The 15,854-nt window shown below is 63.1% G+C and carries 17 protein-coding genes; 2 read left to right on the top strand and 15 right to left on the bottom strand.

Going from position 1 to position 15,854, the window contains the following annotated elements; genetic code table 11:
- Positions 1–16: 16 nt before the first annotated feature.
- Positions 17–778, bottom strand: coding sequence for a hypothetical protein (locus DW180_RS10440; protein WP_233545140.1), 762 nt, complete (start codon positions 776–778; stop codon positions 17–19).
- Between the two features lie 196 nt (positions 779–974).
- The gene (gene eno, locus DW180_RS01760) at positions 975–2,264 is read right to left on the bottom strand and encodes a phosphopyruvate hydratase (RefSeq protein WP_117769943.1); all 1,290 of its coding nucleotides are present in this window, start codon (positions 2,262–2,264) and stop codon (positions 975–977) included.
- Between the two features lie 362 nt (positions 2,265–2,626).
- Here eno and DW180_RS01755 point away from each other — a divergent pair, with 362 nt between their 5' ends.
- A complete protein-coding gene (locus DW180_RS01755) occupies positions 2,627–4,009 on the top strand; it encodes an ATP-binding protein (RefSeq protein WP_233545139.1) in 1,383 nt (460 codons plus the stop codon).
- A 39-nt stretch (positions 4,010–4,048) separates the two neighbouring features.
- Here DW180_RS01755 and mazG read toward each other — a convergent pair whose 3' ends face one another.
- Genes mazG through larC form a run of 3 tightly spaced genes read right to left on the bottom strand, consistent with a single transcriptional unit; the run spans position 4,049 to position 6,003 of the window.
- On the bottom strand, positions 4,049–4,909 hold the full coding sequence (gene mazG / locus DW180_RS01750; RefSeq protein WP_118237133.1) for a nucleoside triphosphate pyrophosphohydrolase: 861 nt from the start codon (positions 4,907–4,909) through the stop codon (positions 4,049–4,051).
- Positions 4,910–4,911: 2 nt separating this feature from the next.
- A complete protein-coding gene (gene yfcE, locus DW180_RS01745; protein ID WP_118237131.1) occupies positions 4,912–5,460 on the bottom strand; it encodes a phosphodiesterase in 549 nt (182 codons plus the stop codon).
- Positions 5,461–5,517: 57 nt separating this feature from the next.
- Positions 5,518–6,003 carry a nickel insertion protein gene (gene larC / locus DW180_RS01740; RefSeq protein ID WP_118237129.1) on the bottom strand — a complete coding sequence of 162 codons (486 nt, stop codon included), beginning with the start codon at positions 6,001–6,003 and terminating at the stop codon, positions 5,518–5,520.
- Positions 6,004–6,290: 287 nt separating this feature from the next.
- Here larC and DW180_RS01735 point away from each other — a divergent pair, with 287 nt between their 5' ends.
- Positions 6,291–7,202 (top strand): PHP domain-containing protein, encoded by a 912-nt coding sequence (locus tag DW180_RS01735; RefSeq protein ID WP_117767024.1) that lies wholly within the window; start codon positions 6,291–6,293, stop codon positions 7,200–7,202.
- 27 nt (positions 7,203–7,229) lie between these two features.
- On the opposite strand, the gene hisE is transcribed toward DW180_RS01735, so the two are convergent.
- The 10 genes from hisE to hisG form a co-directional block, all read right to left on the bottom strand.
- Entirely contained in the window at positions 7,230–7,547 is a 318-nt protein-coding gene (gene hisE / locus DW180_RS01730; RefSeq protein ID WP_118237127.1) for a phosphoribosyl-ATP diphosphatase, read from the bottom strand.
- 15 nt (positions 7,548–7,562) lie between these two features.
- On the bottom strand, positions 7,563–7,790 hold the full coding sequence (locus DW180_RS01725) for a hypothetical protein (protein WP_118237125.1): 228 nt from the start codon (positions 7,788–7,790) through the stop codon (positions 7,563–7,565).
- Entirely contained in the window at positions 7,790–8,128 is a 339-nt protein-coding gene (gene hisI, locus DW180_RS01720) for a phosphoribosyl-AMP cyclohydrolase (RefSeq protein WP_118237123.1), read from the bottom strand. The genes DW180_RS01725 and hisI overlap by 1 nt, the downstream gene beginning before the upstream one ends.
- Positions 8,129–8,275: 147 nt before the next feature.
- Positions 8,276–9,058, bottom strand: a complete 783-nt coding sequence (gene hisF / locus DW180_RS01715) for an imidazole glycerol phosphate synthase subunit HisF (protein ID WP_117799852.1) — start codon at positions 9,056–9,058, stop codon at positions 8,276–8,278.
- Positions 9,059–9,061: 3 nt separating this feature from the next.
- Positions 9,062–9,805, bottom strand: coding sequence for a HisA/HisF-related TIM barrel protein (locus DW180_RS01710; protein WP_117790879.1), 744 nt, complete (start codon positions 9,803–9,805; stop codon positions 9,062–9,064).
- Entirely contained in the window at positions 9,802–10,503 is a 702-nt protein-coding gene (locus DW180_RS01705; RefSeq protein WP_233545138.1) for an imidazole glycerol phosphate synthase subunit HisH, read from the bottom strand. Before DW180_RS01705 ends, DW180_RS01710 begins: the two co-directional genes overlap by 4 nt.
- 79 nt (positions 10,504–10,582) lie before the next feature.
- Positions 10,583–11,170: an imidazoleglycerol-phosphate dehydratase HisB gene (gene hisB, locus DW180_RS01700; RefSeq protein WP_118237119.1), complete on the bottom strand. Its 588-nt coding sequence runs from the start codon at positions 11,168–11,170 to the stop codon at positions 10,583–10,585.
- Positions 11,171–12,286 (bottom strand): histidinol-phosphate transaminase, encoded by a 1,116-nt coding sequence (hisC, locus tag DW180_RS01695; protein WP_199569844.1) that lies wholly within the window; start codon positions 12,284–12,286, stop codon positions 11,171–11,173.
- 1 nt (position 12,287) lies between these two features.
- Entirely contained in the window at positions 12,288–13,724 is a 1,437-nt protein-coding gene (gene hisD, locus DW180_RS01690) for a histidinol dehydrogenase (RefSeq protein WP_118237115.1), read from the bottom strand.
- Between the two features lie 105 nt (positions 13,725–13,829).
- Positions 13,830–15,545 carry an ATP phosphoribosyltransferase gene (gene hisG / locus DW180_RS01685; RefSeq protein WP_118237113.1) on the bottom strand — a complete coding sequence of 572 codons (1,716 nt, stop codon included), beginning with the start codon at positions 15,543–15,545 and terminating at the stop codon, positions 13,830–13,832.
- Between the last annotated feature and the right edge of the window lie 309 nt (positions 15,546–15,854).

The following is a 15,854-nucleotide window of genomic DNA, read 5'->3' as shown; positions in this document are numbered from 1 at the left end:
GGCTCCCCTCCGGGCGCTACTTGCCGTTGGACACGACCGTCTGACCCTCGACGCCGTTAAACCCAAACAGCATGTCGAGCGCCTGGATGTACCACGGCGCGTCCTTGCCGACTTCTTCGATTTCCTTGGCCACTTCGCTGGCCTTCTTGACGTTTGAGGACTTCTGGCTCGACGAGGCATCAGAATCGTCGTCCAGGCCCTGCACTTCAATCCTCTTCTCGCCGGGCATCACCAGGCCCAGGTCCTCGGATGCCGCGTCCTTGATACCCTCCTCCGAGAGCAGTTTGTCGACGCTTTTTTGCAGGTCGTCGTTATATTGCTCGCGAATCTCGACCTGCTTGGCCAAGATGTCGCTCGAGCGTTTTGCCACATACAGATCGCGCACGGGGAAGTACAGGCTCACGAGCGCCAGGGCGACGACAATGCCAACAAACAGCCCTCGCTGGGGACCGTGGGTAAAGTCGTAGATTGCCTTGACCACCGCGTTATCGTTGGCGTAATGCATGAAGTCCGAGCCCGAAAGACGGTTCGAGGGCCTACTCGGCTTTTCATTCGTTTGATCCGAGGAACGCTGAGCATGCTCCGAATGCGCCGAACGTGGCGGGCGGTCCGTCGGCGTATTCATTTGAGCACGGGGGTGTGAGGCACTTGCCGGACGCTGTGCGCGGCGATCGACGCTGGCGTAGTCGGACCCGCCGAGCTGCACGGTAGGTGCGCGGCGAGGTGACGGCTCACGCGAACCGGCGGAATAGTACCTGTTGTCGTAAATCTGATCCATGTGCGCCTTGTGCGGTTGAGGTTTGTTTGCGCTAAGTCTTTTAGTTATAGCACGAGCGCCCGCACCGTCTTCGGCGGCCCTTGCTCGACATAAAAAAGGCGCTGAGCCATATGGCCCAGCGCCCCATGGTGCTCAACAGTGCCCGGCGGGAGCGAGGTGAATCCGAGTCAGCCCCGCCCCCGCACACGCCGCTTGCCTAGCGAATGTTGTAGAACGCGGCCTTGCCGGCGTAGCGCGCGCTGCCCTCGAGCTCGTCCTCGATACGGATGAGCTGGTTGTACTTGGCGATGCGATCGCTACGGCACGGGGCGCCCGACTTGATCTGGCCGGCATTGACGCCCACGACCAGGTCGGCGATCGTGGAATCCTCGGTCTCGCCGGAGCGGTGACTCACGATGCAGGCGTAGCCGGCCTCCTTGGCGGTCTCGATGGCCTCGAGCGACTCGGTGAGCGTACCGATCTGGTTGACCTTGACCAGGATCGCGTTGGCGGCGCCCAGCTCGATGCCCTTCTTGAGGCGCTCGGTGTTGGTGACGAACAGGTCGTCGCCCACCAGCTGCACTTTGTTGCCAATGCGACGGGTGAGCTCGACCCAGCCGTCCCAGTCCTCCTCGGCCATGCCGTCCTCGATGGAGATGATGGGATAGGTGTCGACGAGCTTCTCCCAGTAATCGACCATCTGGGCGCTCGTGTACTCAACACCCTCGCCCTTGAGCTCGTACATGCCGGTCTCGGCGTTGTAGAACTCGGTCGAGGCCGGATCCATGGCGTACATGAAATCGACACCGGGCTTAAAGCCGGCCTTCTCGACGGCCTTGGTGATGTACTCGAATGGCTCGGCGTTGGTCTTGAGGTTGGGCGCAAAGCCGCCCTCGTCGCCCACGCCGCCGCCCAAGCCGGCCTCGTGCAGCACGCCCTTGAGGGTGTGGTAGACCTCGGCGCACCAGCGCAGACCCTCGGCAAAGCTCGGGGCGCCCACCGGCATGATCATGAACTCCTGGAAGTCGACGTTGTTGTCGGCGTGTACGCCGCCGTTGAGGATGTTCATCATGGGCGTGGGCAGCAGATGGGCGTTGACACCGCCCAGGTACTGGTACAGCGACAGGCCCGCCGACTCGGCTGCGGCGCGGGCAACGGCCAGCGACACGCCCAGAATGGCGTTGGCACCGAGCTTGGTCTTGTTGGGGGTACCGTCCGCGGCGATCAGCGCGGCATCGACGGCGCGCTGATCGAAGGCATCGAGGCCCACGACGGCATCGGCGCACTCGTTGTTGACGTGCTCGACGGCCTGCGAGACGCCCTTGCCCAGGTAGCGGCCCTTGTCGCCGTCGCGCAGCTCGCATGCCTCAAAGGCGCCGGTCGAAGCGCCCGAAGGCACCATCGCGCGGCCGAAGCTGCCGTCCTCGAGCACGACCTCGACCTCGACGGTGGGGTTGCCGCGGCTGTCAAGTACCTCGCGACCGTAGACATCCAAAATATCGCTCATGTTGTCTCCCTCTCACTTGGAAACGTAGTGGATGCAAGCGACTGGCCGACTGTGCACCATCGGTGTGCCTCCGTAAGTTAGCCATGTCGCACTTTTTGCATTATGCCCTAAGTTAGCCAAGGGATACATATGAATTGGAGAAATCATTCTTTGGGGCGCTTGTTTTTGCACCGAGCATTCATCTCTAGAGGTCGCCCCCCCCCCATTAAATTCTTCTATCGGCATACCGTCTTTACCTGGCTTGCGAATGAAAGAGCCAATAATGTGCTTTTACATCGTGCAAAGTTCTGGATATCGTGCAATTCTAATGGTCTGAAGTTCTGGATATCGTGCATAATCAGGTTATAAAAGTTCTGGATATCGTGTACGAGGTAGCCATGCTTAAACGAAAAGCCTATGACAAACTACTAAAATGGAAGCATGAAAGCGCTGGTAAAACAGCACTTCTTATTGAAGGAGCCCGTCGCGTCGGCAAGAGCACGCTTGCCCGCATGTTTGGAGAAACCGAATACAAGTCCTGCCTTGTCATTGATTTCTTTCAAGCACCTGCCGAAGTTAAGCAATATTTTGAGGACTATCGCACTGACTTCGACTCGCTCTTCCTCTATCTCTCGGTTTTCTATAACGTCAAACTCTATGAACACGAGACGCTTATCGTCTTTGACGAGGTCCAGATGTACCCGCAAGCACGCGGACTCATCAAGTATCTCGTTGCAGACGGACGTTACGACTACATCGAAACTGGATCCCTGCTCAGCATCAAGCAGAACATTAAAGATATCGTCATCCCATCCGAGGAAGAGTCTCTGGAACTTGAGCCCCTCGACTTTGAGGAGTTTCTTTGGGGCATGGACGAAAAGGGGCTGGCCGATCTCATTCGCATGAGTTTTAACAAAATGAAACCGCTTCCCGACGCCCTACATCGCAGGGCGCTCTCCCTTATGCGCGAATACATGCTCGTAGGCGGCATGCCTGAGCCGGTATCCATCTATGTTGAACAGCGCGCTTTTGCGCCCGTCGACGCATCGAAACGCCGAATCGTCCAGCTCTATCGCAACGATATCTCTCGTTTTGCAACCGGTTACGAATTCAAAGTCGTCTCCGTACTCGATGGCATCCCGGGTCAGCTCTCTAGGCACGAAAAACGATTCAAGCTTTCCTCACTTGATAAAAACGCGCGCATGCGCACCTACGAAGAAGCCTTCTTTTGGCTGGCAGACGCGCGAATTGCCAATATCTGCTATGCCGCAAGCGAGCCGAGCGTTGGCCTTTCGCTCAGCATGGAGCAAACGGCCCTCAAGTGCTACATGGCAGACACCGGCCTGCTCGTCACACTTGCCTTCTCTGACAACAACGATACCGATGAAGACGTTTACAGGGCCGTGCTTCGCGGCGATATCGGATTGAACGAAGGAATGCTTACCGAAAACTACGTCGCCCAATCTCTAAAGGCCAATGGACACAGGCTCTTCTTTTATTTCCAAAGCGGAAAGAAGGAGGGGGAGGAGCGCATGGAAATCGACTTCCTCGTTACCCGACCCTATGTCAATGCCGCCGGAAAGCCGCGCATCAGCCCCATCGAAGTTAAGTCGCCGCGCAAATACGGGACCATCTCCCTCGATCGGTTCCGCGCACGCTTTAACAAAAAAATCGGGACGGCATATGTGTTGCACCCTAAACAACTCGAGTGGGATGCCGAAGCGCAGCTGGCACATCTTCCGTTGTATATGGCCTTTTGCTTGTAGAGACCTCTCTGTGAATGGATGCCGTGAGAGACGCAGGTCTCACTCGCTTGCTTTTGCTTGGTCCCACAGGTCATTGAGTTGAGCGGTTGAGCAGGCGGCGAGGTCATCGCCCGCCTCGCGCGCAGCAGCCTCCATCGCGGCCCAACGGTGGCGGAACTTTGCCGTGCTCGCGCGCAGAGCACTCTCGGCGTCTATGCCCTCCTTGCGCGCAACGTTGACCAGGGCAAAGAGCAGGTCGCCAAACTCCATCTCGCGCTCGGGCGAGCCGGGAGCCTCGGCCTCAAACTCGGCACGCTCCTCAGCGACCTCGTCCCACACGTCCTGGACCGTCTCCCACTCAAAGCCCACGGCAGCCGCCTTGCGCGACACCTTCTGAGCCTGCATCAGCGCCGGCAGGTGCGTGGGCACACCGTCGAGCAGACCCTCGGGTGCGGCCCCGCCTGCCGCCACGGCCTGGTCTTTGGCGGCCTTCTCGGCAAGCTTGACCTCGTCCCAAATCTTGAGCACCTCGTCGGAGTTGTCGGCATCCGCATCGCCAAACACGTGCGGGTGACGACGGATGAGCTTGGCGTCGATATCGCGCGCCACATCGGCCAGCGAAAACTCGCCGGCATCCGCCGCAATCTGCGCATGCAGTACGACCTGCATGAGCACGTCGCCCAACTCCTCGCGCAGGTGTGCCGCGTCGTCGGCCTCGATGCAGTCGAGCGCCTCGTAGGCTTCCTCGATCATGTTCTTGCCAATGCTGCGGTGCGTCTGCTCGCGGTCCCACGGGCAGCCGTCGGGCTGGCGCAGGCGCCAGATGGTCTGCACCAGATGCTGCAGCTCGGCCGACGCGTCGACCAGCGTGGACAGGTCGCGCGAACCCTCGGCATTTTGCTGAGCCATATGCTCGGCCATGGTTAGTCCTCCCCCATGATCACATGGCGGAACGCGCCGCCCTCGTAGACGCCGTAGCTATGTGTGCCGTCCTTGGGGATGCTCACGCTGCCGGGATTGAAGAGCCACAGACCCGGGTGCGCGGCGCTTTCCTCGTTAACCTTGATGTGCGTATGGCCGTAGACGAGCGCGGAGCCCTCGGGCAGCGCGGGCGCGTGGTCAACGCTGTTATGCATGCCGGCGCCAAAGACGTGGCCGTGCGTCAGGAACAGCTCGCGACCGGTCTCGTCGAACAGCGTGGCGTAGTCCGCCATGACGGGAAAGTCGAGGACCATCTGGTCGACCTCGGCGTCGCAGTTGCCGCGCACCGCGATAATGCGGTCGGCCAGGGCGTTGAGCAGCGGAATCACACGCTTGGGGGCGTAGTCGCGCGGCAGGTCGTTGCGCGGGCCGTGGTAGAGCAGGTCACCCAGCAGCACGATGCGGTCGGGCTGCTCGGATTCGATGGCGGCGACCAGGCGCTCGGTCCAGTATGCCGAGCCGTGGATGTCGGAGGCGATGAGGTATTTCATGGGGAGTCCTTTCGGAGTGGGGCTGATGTGGCCGGGCGCGAGATGTCGCCGGCCGCGCTATTCAAATCGCAGTGCCGAGGCTTGTGCCGCCTGCATCACGCGCTGGAGCGGCACGTTATGCTCGCGGGCAAGACGGGCGCAGTCCTCGTACTCGGGCGCCGCACGCTCACTGCCGTCGGGCAGGGTGGCTACTTTGACGGCCACCTCGCCCCAAGGCGTCGCTACCTGCTCAAAACGACGCGGCAGGCAAACGCGTTCCATCACCTGGCGACGAACGGCGTTGGTCGTGGTTTCCAAAAAGATAATCGTCTGCAGGCGTTCGATATCCTCATGCGAGCAGATCACCTGCAACTGCCATCCGGGGCGGCCCTTTTTGCAGTAAAGCGGCAACCAATGCACCTCGCGGGCGCCGGCCTTGCGCAGGCAATCGGCGGCATAGGCGAGTACCTCGGGCGACGCATCATCGATGTCGCACTCCAGCTTGACGATGGTTTCGGGCGCATCGGTCTCGCGGGACAGCGGAGATGTACTTCCACGTTGCATACGGTCCGGATCCTTTCCGCACGGGCTCGTTTTATTCACCCAAACGCTAGCACATCGAACGTGGCACAGGCGTGACTTTCGTCCGTCGTCGCCCTTGCCCCTATCCAAACATGTACGTCAGCCTCCAAACATGTCATTTTTTGCAGCTTTTGGAGGCTGACGTACATGTTTTGAGAGCAAGCGAGGCCGTACCGCCTTTCCAATCGATTTCGAGCTCCGGCGTGGGCGGCGTGTTGAGAGCTGCATCATTACAATGGAGCGGATTCGCCAAATGCAAAGGAGTCGCCATGCCCGCCTGCCCGCTGGTCGATTGCCACACCCATACTTCGTTTTCGGATGGCCATGCCTCGTTTGAGGACAACGTCCGTGCCGCTGCTGCGGCAGGCTGCCGCGTCATGGTCTCGACTGACCACCTCACCCTGCCCGCCAGCATGGACGCCAACTGCGAAGTGCAAGTTGTCGAGGGCGACTTGCCGGCACATCGTTTGGCCTTTGAGGACGCCCGCAAACTCGCCGCGCAGATTGCGCCGGAGCTCACCTTTATCTACGGTTTTGAATGCGATTGGTACGAGGGCTGCGAGCCCTTGGTAGAGCACTGGTCCCAGGGCGCCGTCGTACGTCTGGGCAGCGTGCACTGGATTGGCAACCCGGGCGATATTGCGGCAGGCGCCGCGGGCACGGCAGGGACAGAGGACGTCGCGCGCCCCGATACACCCGATTCCCTTTGCGGTTGGATCGACGACGATACCAACCTGCATGTTTGGGAAAACTTAGGCGTGCGCGGCGTGTGGGAGTGCTACGTCGACGACTGGTGCCGTGCTTGCGAAAGCTCACTCAACTTTGACGCGATGGCCCATCCCGACCTGGTCATGCGCTTTTCGAAGGACGGCTTTGCACCCGACTTTGACCCCGCGCCGTTTTGGGAGCAGATGGCCGAATGCGCCCACGATACGGGTCGCCGCGTTGAGGTCTCGACCGCCGCACCGCGCAAGGGGCTCGACGATTACTACCCCGCGACCGGGCTGTTGCGCCGCTTCGCCCATGCCGAGGTGCCCATCACCTTTGGCTCGGACGCGCACCGCGCCTGCGACATCTGCTGGAACATCCGCGAGGCCCAGGCCCACGCCTACGACTGCGGCTACCGGGCCTTCGATATCCCCCACCCCACCGGCGAATGGGAATCCACGCCCCTCGCCTAACTAGTCGTTTAAGAACGTCCCCAATGACTAGTGGCGGCGGGCGTTGAGTTCGCCGGCCAGTTCGTCGAGGGTGATGCCGTAGCGCTCGAGCGTCACGAGCAGGTGGTAGATCAGGTCGCCGGCCTCGTAGCGGATGTGATCGTGGTCGTTATCCTTGCAGGCCATGATCACCTCGCTCGCCTCCTCGGCAAGCTTCTTGAGCAGCTCGTCCTCGACGTCGGTCAGCAGACGCGCGGAATAGCTCTCCTGCGGCGGCGCATCGCGACGGCCGTGAATCACCTCGGCCAGTCCCGTCAGCGTCTCACCGATGTTTCCCGGCTGCACGTTAGCTGTTCTGACTCCCATGGTTATTTCCTCTCGTTACTGCAGCGTAAAGTAGGTACCGGTCTCATCGAACCGAGGCTTTGCGCCCTTTTTCTCAAAGAACTCGACGATGACGGCATGGGCCTCATTGAGCCTTTCCTTCTCGGCCTCGAGCCAAAGCGACTGCGCCCCGCAGGCATCAGTCAGGTGCACGCGGCATGGCACGCCCGCGCGGAGGAGCTCGGTGTTGCAGTCGGCGACCTCGAACGGCGTCACGACTTTCATCACACTCCCCCTTCCACGCGCTTAAAGAAGCAGGTACGGTTGCCGGTATGGCAGGCCGGGCCCGGTGAGTCCACCTTGACCAGCAGCGTATCGCTATCGCAGTCGGCCCAGAGCTCCTTGACCTCCTGCATGTTGTCACTCGTCGCGCCCTTGTTCCAGAGCTCCTGACGGCTGCGACTCCAAAACCACGTGGTCCCGGTCTTGAGCGTCAGCCCCACCGATTCCTCGTTCATCCAAGCAACCATAAGCACCTCACCGGTGTCATACTGCTGAACCACGCAAGGAATCAGCCCGCGGGCGTCGTATTTAAGCTCGGTAGCATTTATTACCTCAGTCATCATTCCTCCCAAGTAACAAACGAAATCCCACAGGTCGGCGAGGGTTGTCCAGGTGCCGCAGGTTGCCGCGAAAGAGGAGCGACGCGTACTTTGGTACGCGAGCGACGGTTTGAGCGGCAAGATGCGGTGCCTGGGCAAGCCGCAGCACTAGAAGTCCAGCCTCACAGGGATGCCTTGGCTGGCCATATACTCCTTCACCTGGCGAATGCTGAAAGTTCCAAAGTGAAAGACGCTGGCCGCCAGTACGGCGTCGGCTTCGCCCTCGATCACGCCCTCGGCAAAATGCTCGAGCGTGCCCACGCCGCCGCTTGCGATCACCGGGATCGGCACCGCGCGCGCCACGGCGCGGGTGAGTGCCAGGTCGAAGCCAGCCTTGGTACCGTCGCGATCCATGCTGGTGAGCAAGATCTCACCGGCGCCGCGACGAGCCGCTTCCTCGGCCCACGCCACCGCATCGATACCCGTGGCGTTGCGACCGCCCGCCGTGAAGACCTCCCACTTGTCGGCATCCGGCTGACCGGGCAGGCCCACGCGCTTGGCATCAATCGCCACGACCACGGCCTGGCTGCCAAACGCCGCGGCGGCCTGGCTGATCAACGACGGATCGCGCACGGCGGCAGAGTTAAGCGACACCTTGTCGGCACCGGCGGCAACCATGGTTCGCATGCCCGCCAAGTCGCGGAAACCGCCGCCCACGGTATAGGGAATAGCGAGCTCCTCGGCCGCGTGCGCCGCCATCTCTATGGTCGTCGCGCGGTTGTCGCTCGTCGCGGTAATGTCCAGGAAGACGACCTCGTCTGCACCCTCGCGGTCGTAGGCGCGCGCCAGCTCCACCGGGTCGCCAGCATCGCGCAGGCTCACAAAGTTGACGCCCTTGACCACGCGGCCGTCCTTAACATCCAGACAGGGAATCACGCGTTTGGCAAGCATGGGCTACTCCTTCCCTCGGGCGGCGGCCAACGCCTGGGCCAGCGTAAAGTTGCCCTCGTAGAGCGCACGACCGGTAATGGCACCCTCGATGGCATCCTCGCCCACCGCGGCCAGTGCGCGGATATCGTCGAGCGTCGAGATGCCGCCCGAAGCCACGACGGGAAAGCCCGCGACCTCGGCCACATGGCGATACGCCGCCACGTCGATGCCCGTCTGCATGCCATCGCGCGCGATGTCGGTATACACCAGATGCTTAAAGCCCAGCTCGGTGAGCTGCGCCACGGCGTCGTCGAGCGCCACACCCGCGCCGTCGCGCCAACCATTCACCTTGACCTGGCCGTCACGGGCGGCAATGTCTGCCACCAGTAACTCGCCAAAGCCTTGGGCCGCCACCTCGGCAAAACCCGGCTCAGTCACCAGCACGGTGCCCAGTGCGATGCGACGCGCGCCGTAGCCGGCCAGCTCGTCGATGCGCGCGAGCGAGCGAACGCCGCCGCCCACGTCCACGGACAGGCCGTCGACGCTGCAGATGGCCTTAATCGCCGCCGAGTTGGCAGCGCACGCGTCCTCGTCCTCGCCAAAGGCAGCGGACAGGTCGACGACATGCACCCAGCTCGCGCCCTGCTCGGCAAACGAGCGGGCGACGGCCACGGGGTCGTCGGAATATACCTTGCAGCGGCTCCGGTCGCCGCACTCCAGGCGCACGACCTTGCCGCCGATCAGATCGATTGCAGGAAACAGGATCATCGGCCAACCTCCTCGACGATGTTGACGAAGTTCTTAAGGATGCGCTGACCAAGCGCGGAGGATTTCTCGGGATGGAACTGACAGCCCCACGCGTTGCCGTGACGCGCGATGCACGGGAAGCTCCGCGTGTAGTGCGTGCGCGCCAAAACATCAGCGGCATCGGCGTCGTCGGCCACCGCGTAGCTGTGGGTGAAGTACATGTTGGCACCCTCGGCAAAACCGGCGAGCAACGGATCGGCCGAACCGGCGGGCGTCATGTGCACCTGGTCCCAGCCCACGTGCGGCACCTTCAGGCGGCTCGACTCCAAGCGCGTGCACGAGCCGCGCATGATGCCCAGGCCATCGACCCAGGGGCCGCCAGACTGCTCGGGGGTGCCGCCATCCGCGGCCACGCCCTCGTCCGCAGGCACGCCCTCGTTGCCGCGCTCAAAAAACAGCTGAAGGCCCAGGCAGATGCCGAGCAGCGGAGTTCCGGCGGCAACGGCATCGAGCACGGCCACCTCCTCGCCGCTCTGACGCATAAAGGCGATCGCGTCATAGAACGCACCCACGCCCGGGATGACCAGGCCGTCGGCGTTGCGGATCTGCTCCGGATCGTCCGACGTGCAGGCGGCAGCACCGGCGCGCGCAAGCCCGCGCACGACGCTCGACAAGTTGCCCTTGTGGTAGTCGACCACCACGATCTTCGGTTCGCCCACGCGACCCCTCCACTTCTCATCATCCAAAACCACCACAAAGAGGACAGGCATCTTCGTGGTGGTTTTACCCTTGTGACGGTTACAGCGAGCCCTTAGTGCTGGGGATACCCTGCACGCGGGGATCGAGTTCGCAGGCGCGGCGCATCGTGCGGCCCACGGCCTTAAAGGCGGCCTCGATAATGTGGTGCGAATTGCCGCCCGCCAGCTCGCGCACGTGCAGCGTGAGCTTGGCATCGCGCGCAAAGGCATAGAAGAACTCGACGGCCAGCTCGGTATCAAAGCTGCCCACGCGCTCAGTCGGCACGGGCAGCTCGCAATAGGCCTGCCCGCGACCCGAGATATCCACGGCGGCCATCACGAGTGTCTCGTCCATGGCGATCGCCGCGTCGGCAAAGCGCGTAATACCCGCCTTGTCGCCCAGCGCCTGGCAAAACGCCTCGCCCAGCACAATGCCCGTGTCCTCAACGGTGTGGTGCGCGTCGACCTCGACGTCGCCCACCGCATGCACCGTCAGATCGAACAGGCCATGGCGGCCAAAAGCGTTGAGCATGTGGTCGAAAAACGGCACGCCGGTCGAGATATCGTACACGCCAGATCCGTCCAGGTCGAGCTTTACGACAATGTCGGTCTCGCCCGTCTTGCGGGTTACCTCGGCATAGCGGTCCATCTACATCTCCTCCTTCACCAGCGCGGCAAACGCGGCCAGCACCTCGTCGTTTTCCTGCGGCGTACCCACAGTGATGCGCAGACAGCCCGCAAGCCCCGGCGCGTAGCTAAAGTCGCGCACCAAAATCGAATACTCGTCGCGCAGACGCTCGCGCACGCGCGTGGCATGCGGCGTGCGCACGAGCACAAAGTTCGCCGCGCTCGGCCATGCCTCCACGGGCATGCCCTCGGCAGCCATTGCGCGCAGGGCGCACAGCTCGCGCTCGCGCTCGGATGCGATCTGTGCCACCACGGGCGTGTAGGCATCACGGGCACGCACGCAGGCAAGTGCTGCCGCCTGGCTCAGCACGTTAACTGAATAGATCTGGCGAATCGCCGCGAACACGTCGATGACTTCCGGCGCCGCGATCACGTAACCCAGACGCGTACCGGCAGCGCCAAACGCCTTGGACAACGTATGCAGAATCACCAGGTTGGGATGCTCGGCGATAAGCCCCTGCGCCGTGGTGACCGCGCCAAACGAATCGTCGGCAAACTCCACGTAGGCCTCGTCAACCATTACCATGCCGGGGCACGCATCGCACAGCGCCGCGACAAAGTCGAGCGGTGCCACGTCACCCGTGGGGTTGTTGGGCGAGGTCACGATTGCCAGGTTGCACTCGGACGCCGCCGCAAGCACGGCTGCCTGGTCGAGCTCAAAGGTCGCGGGGTCGCGCCACACGTCGCGCACCTCGGTCTGACAGAGCGACGCAAAGAACGCATACTCGCTAAAGCACGGCGGGCAGTTGAGCAGGGTCCGTCCCGCGCCGCCAAACGCCAACAGGTAGTTATAGAGCAGCTCGTCGCCGCCGTTGCCCACGCAGACATTCTCGCGCGTCACGCCATGCCAAGCGGCAAGCTCGTCGCGCAGGTCGTTGGACATGGGGTCGGGATAGCGGTTGAGCGGCGTGGCGGCAAGCGCCGCATCAACCGCCTCGCGCACGTCGGCCGGCACGGGGTAGGTGTTCTCGTTTGCCGAAAGGTTGATGCGCGTGGGCGTAAAGTTGGGATCGTAGGGCTCAATGCCGGCCAAGTAGGGCTGGACGAGCTCCTTCATGCGCGGCGTGAGTTCGGCCATATTAGGCCTCCTTGCCAGTCGCGCCGGCGCCATCCGCGCTTGCAGCCGCCAGGTCCACGCCCTCGGCAACCGTCGCCACGGCGTCGCCCGGCCAGGCAACCTTGGTCAGGTCGGCCGCGGCGAGCGACTCGGCGCTCACGGCATCCTCGCCCTGCTCCAACACGCGGCGGCGCAGTGCGGCCGAAAGCGCGTGTGCCCACAGACCCTCGGCCTCGGCCAGGCGCTGCGTAGCGGGAGCATCGGAGAGCAGGCCCTCGGGTGTATAGCAAATGACACTCGAGCGCTTGACGAACTCTTCGACCGAAAGCGGGTTGGAGAACATGGCCGTGCCGCCGGTCGGCAGCGTGTGATTGGGGCCGGCAACGTAATCGCCGAGCGGCTCGGAGCTCCAAGCGCCCACAAAGATGGCGCCGGCGTTGCGAATGCCGCCGAGCAGGCCCATCGCATCCTTGCAATGCAGCTCAAGGTGCTCGGGCGCCACGGTGTTCACTGCCTCGACGGCGGCAGCCATGTCGGCGGCTACCACGATGGCGCCTTCGTTATCGAGCGAGGCGCGTGTGATCTCGGCGCGCGGGGACTGCGCCACCAGAATGTCGACACCCGCCTCGACCTCGCGCGCAAACTGCTCGTCGCAGGTCACCAGATAGCAGGCCGCCAGCGGATCATGCTCGGCCTGGGCCATCAGGTCGGCCGCGACCACCATGGGCTTGGCCGTGGCGTCGGCCAGCACGCAGACCTCGGAGGGACCGGCGACCATATCGATACCCACATCACCCGAGACAATCTGCTTGGCAGCGGCGACAAAGGCGTTACCCGGGCCGGTAATCTTGTCGACACGCGGAATGGTCTCGGTACCGTACGCCAGCGCGGCCACGGCCTGGGCGCCGCCCACCATATAGATTTCGTCCACGCCGCCGAGCTTGGCCGCGGCGAGCGTATAGGGGCTAATCAGACCATCTTTTTGCGGCGGGGTCACCATGACCACGCGCTCAACGCCGGCGACCTTGGCGGGAATGGCGTTCATAAGCACGGTGGAAGGGTACTGCGCGCGACCGCCCGGTACATAGATGCCGGCCGCCGCGAGCGGGGTCACCTTAACGCCGAGCATCGTGCCGTCCGGGCGCGTGGTAAACCAGCTCTGCTCGACCTCGCGCTGGTGGAACTCGCGAATCTGGCGTGCAGCCTTTTCGAGCGCCGCGACAAAAGCGGGATCGAGGCCTTCGAGCGCGGCATCGATCTGCTCTTGCGGCAGACGGAAGCTCTGCAGCTCAACGCCGTCAAAACGCTGACAGTAATCGCGCACCGCGGCATCGCCGTTGGCGCGCACGTTGGCCACGATATCGCGGGCGGCGTCGACGATGTTTTGCGGTAGCACGCCCTTGCGGTTGAGCTGGTTGGTAACGAGGCGCTCACCGGGAGCAAGCTTGATGGTCTTCATATCGGTATCCCCTATCGGTCGAGGTTGTGTTCGAAAAACGAGAGGCCGGGCGGCGGCGCCAATCGGCCCGCAGCCCGTACGTTGGGGCGCCCGTGCGCGCTCGCGCTATTGTGCCGAGCCCGCGACGGGCTCAAAATGCTTGTCCTTCACGGCAGTCGCCAGGCGATCGGCCAGGTTGCGAACGCGCGGGTCCAGGCGCGCGGCGCCCGGGTTGACAAAGAAGCGGGCCGTGCAGTCCATGATGCGGCCGGTGATGACCAAGTCGTTGTCGCGTAGGGTGGCACCAGTGGCGGTAATGTCCACGATGCGATCGGTCATGCCGACGATGGGCCCCAGCTCGATATTGCCGTGCAGCGAGACGATGTCGGCGTTCACGCCGCGCTCAGCATACCAGGCACTCGCGATGCGCGGGTACTTGGTTGCCACGCGAAGCGACCCGCGGCGGGCATAGTTGCGCTCGGCCTGACCGGCGCGCCACGCGGGCTCCGCCTCGATAAAGGTGCACAGGCCGTAGCCCAGATCGACCAGCTGCAGCAGGTTGAGGTCGGCCTCGATGAGCGAGTCCCAACCGCAGATGCCGCAATCGGCACCGCCGCAGCCCACAAAGGCGGGCGCATCGCTGGGGCGCACGATGACAAACTCGATATCGCCGACCGCGCCCTCGCCGGCACGCGTGTCGCGGCCGCGCACGATCAGGTGACGGCCGGGATCACGCAGCTCAGAGACGTCCAGACCCGCGGCCTCGAGCACGTCGAGCGTGTCGGCCTTGAGCGAGCCCTTGGGCACGGCGATGCGCAGCGGGCCCTCGGCGCCACGGCCCGCGGCATGGTCGCCATCGGAAGCGGCATCCTCGGCCGAGGTGCGCGCGGCCTCCAGGCGCTCGAGCGAAAAGGCGAAGCCCGCCGCCGGCACCTCGATACCGTCGCCAAATGCGCCGGTAAAGATGGAGTCATAGCGTCCGCCCGAACCGACCGGATCGGGCAAGCCGCCGGCATAGGCCTTAAAGACCAGGCCCGTGTAGTAATCGAAAGAGTTCATGATAGAGAAGTCGAACGACAGCACCTGGGCGTCCTCGGGTGCCAGGCCCTCGACCAGGGCACGCAGCTCGCGCGTCAGCGGCGCGACGATACCGGCGGCCTCCAGCAGCGCGTCCACGCGGTCGAGTACCTCGGCGCCGCCGTGCAAGCGCGGCAGCTCGCTAATGGCGGCCTTGACGGCATCGGACTCGACGCTTGCCGCCACGCGGGCATCGAGGCCCACAAAGTCGTTGGCGTGCACGCAGCGCAGGGCCTCGGCAGCCAGCTCACGATCCTCGCATACCGCGAGCAATTCCTTAAAAGGACGCACGCTGCCTGCGATGATGCGCGCATCGGGAAGTGCCAGCTCACGCACGGCCTCGGCGACCAGCGAGACAATCTCGACATCGCCCGCGGTATCGCCCGCACCGATAAGCTCAAAGCCCAGCTGTGTAAACTGGCGCGAGCCACCGGCATTGCGCTGGCACTCGCGAACCACCGGCGCCTCATAGCGCAGGCGCAGGGGCAGGTCGGCCGCGCGCATGCGGATCGAGACCAGACGCACGATCGGCAATGTGTTGTCGGGACGGACCACCAGCAGACGGCCATCATCGTCAAAAAGCTTAAACGGCGTGTCCGCGATGCGGCCGCCTTCCTCGAGTGAACCCTTGTCCTCGAGCAGCGGCGTTTCGACCGGAAGGTAATGATGCTCCCTGAAGCAGCCCTTCACCGTCAGCGCAATCTCCTCGCGCGCCTGAGCCTCCTCGGGCAATATGTCCCGGAATCCCCACGGTGTGGCCGTCATCTGGTGAGCCTCCTCATGCTGTGTTTCATATAGAGCAGAAGACCGGCATAGCTCCGCCGGTCTTCTGGGTACTTTAGCATACTAGAGTGCTTGCGGGGAAAATCGTCTCTCTCGGCTCACGGCGTATTCATTTGGAAACATTGGAGCAGATTGCCCGCAGCCCGCCTCTACAGCGAAGGGCATCGACAGTCCATCCGAAAAAACGTCCGAGCTCCCGCTCGCTCAGCGGAAGAGTTTACAGACGAGGGCCGGGGAGGCATGCTTTGTTTTGAGAAGTGGGCTCCGCGAACTTCTCAAAACAAAGCATGT

This window comes from Collinsella sp. AM16-21, assembly GCF_003471905.1.
Taxonomy (GTDB): Bacteria; Actinomycetota; Coriobacteriia; order Coriobacteriales; family Coriobacteriaceae; genus Collinsella.
The sequence above is the reverse complement of the archived record's forward strand: the minus strand, read 5'-3'. Positions and strand labels throughout refer to the sequence as shown.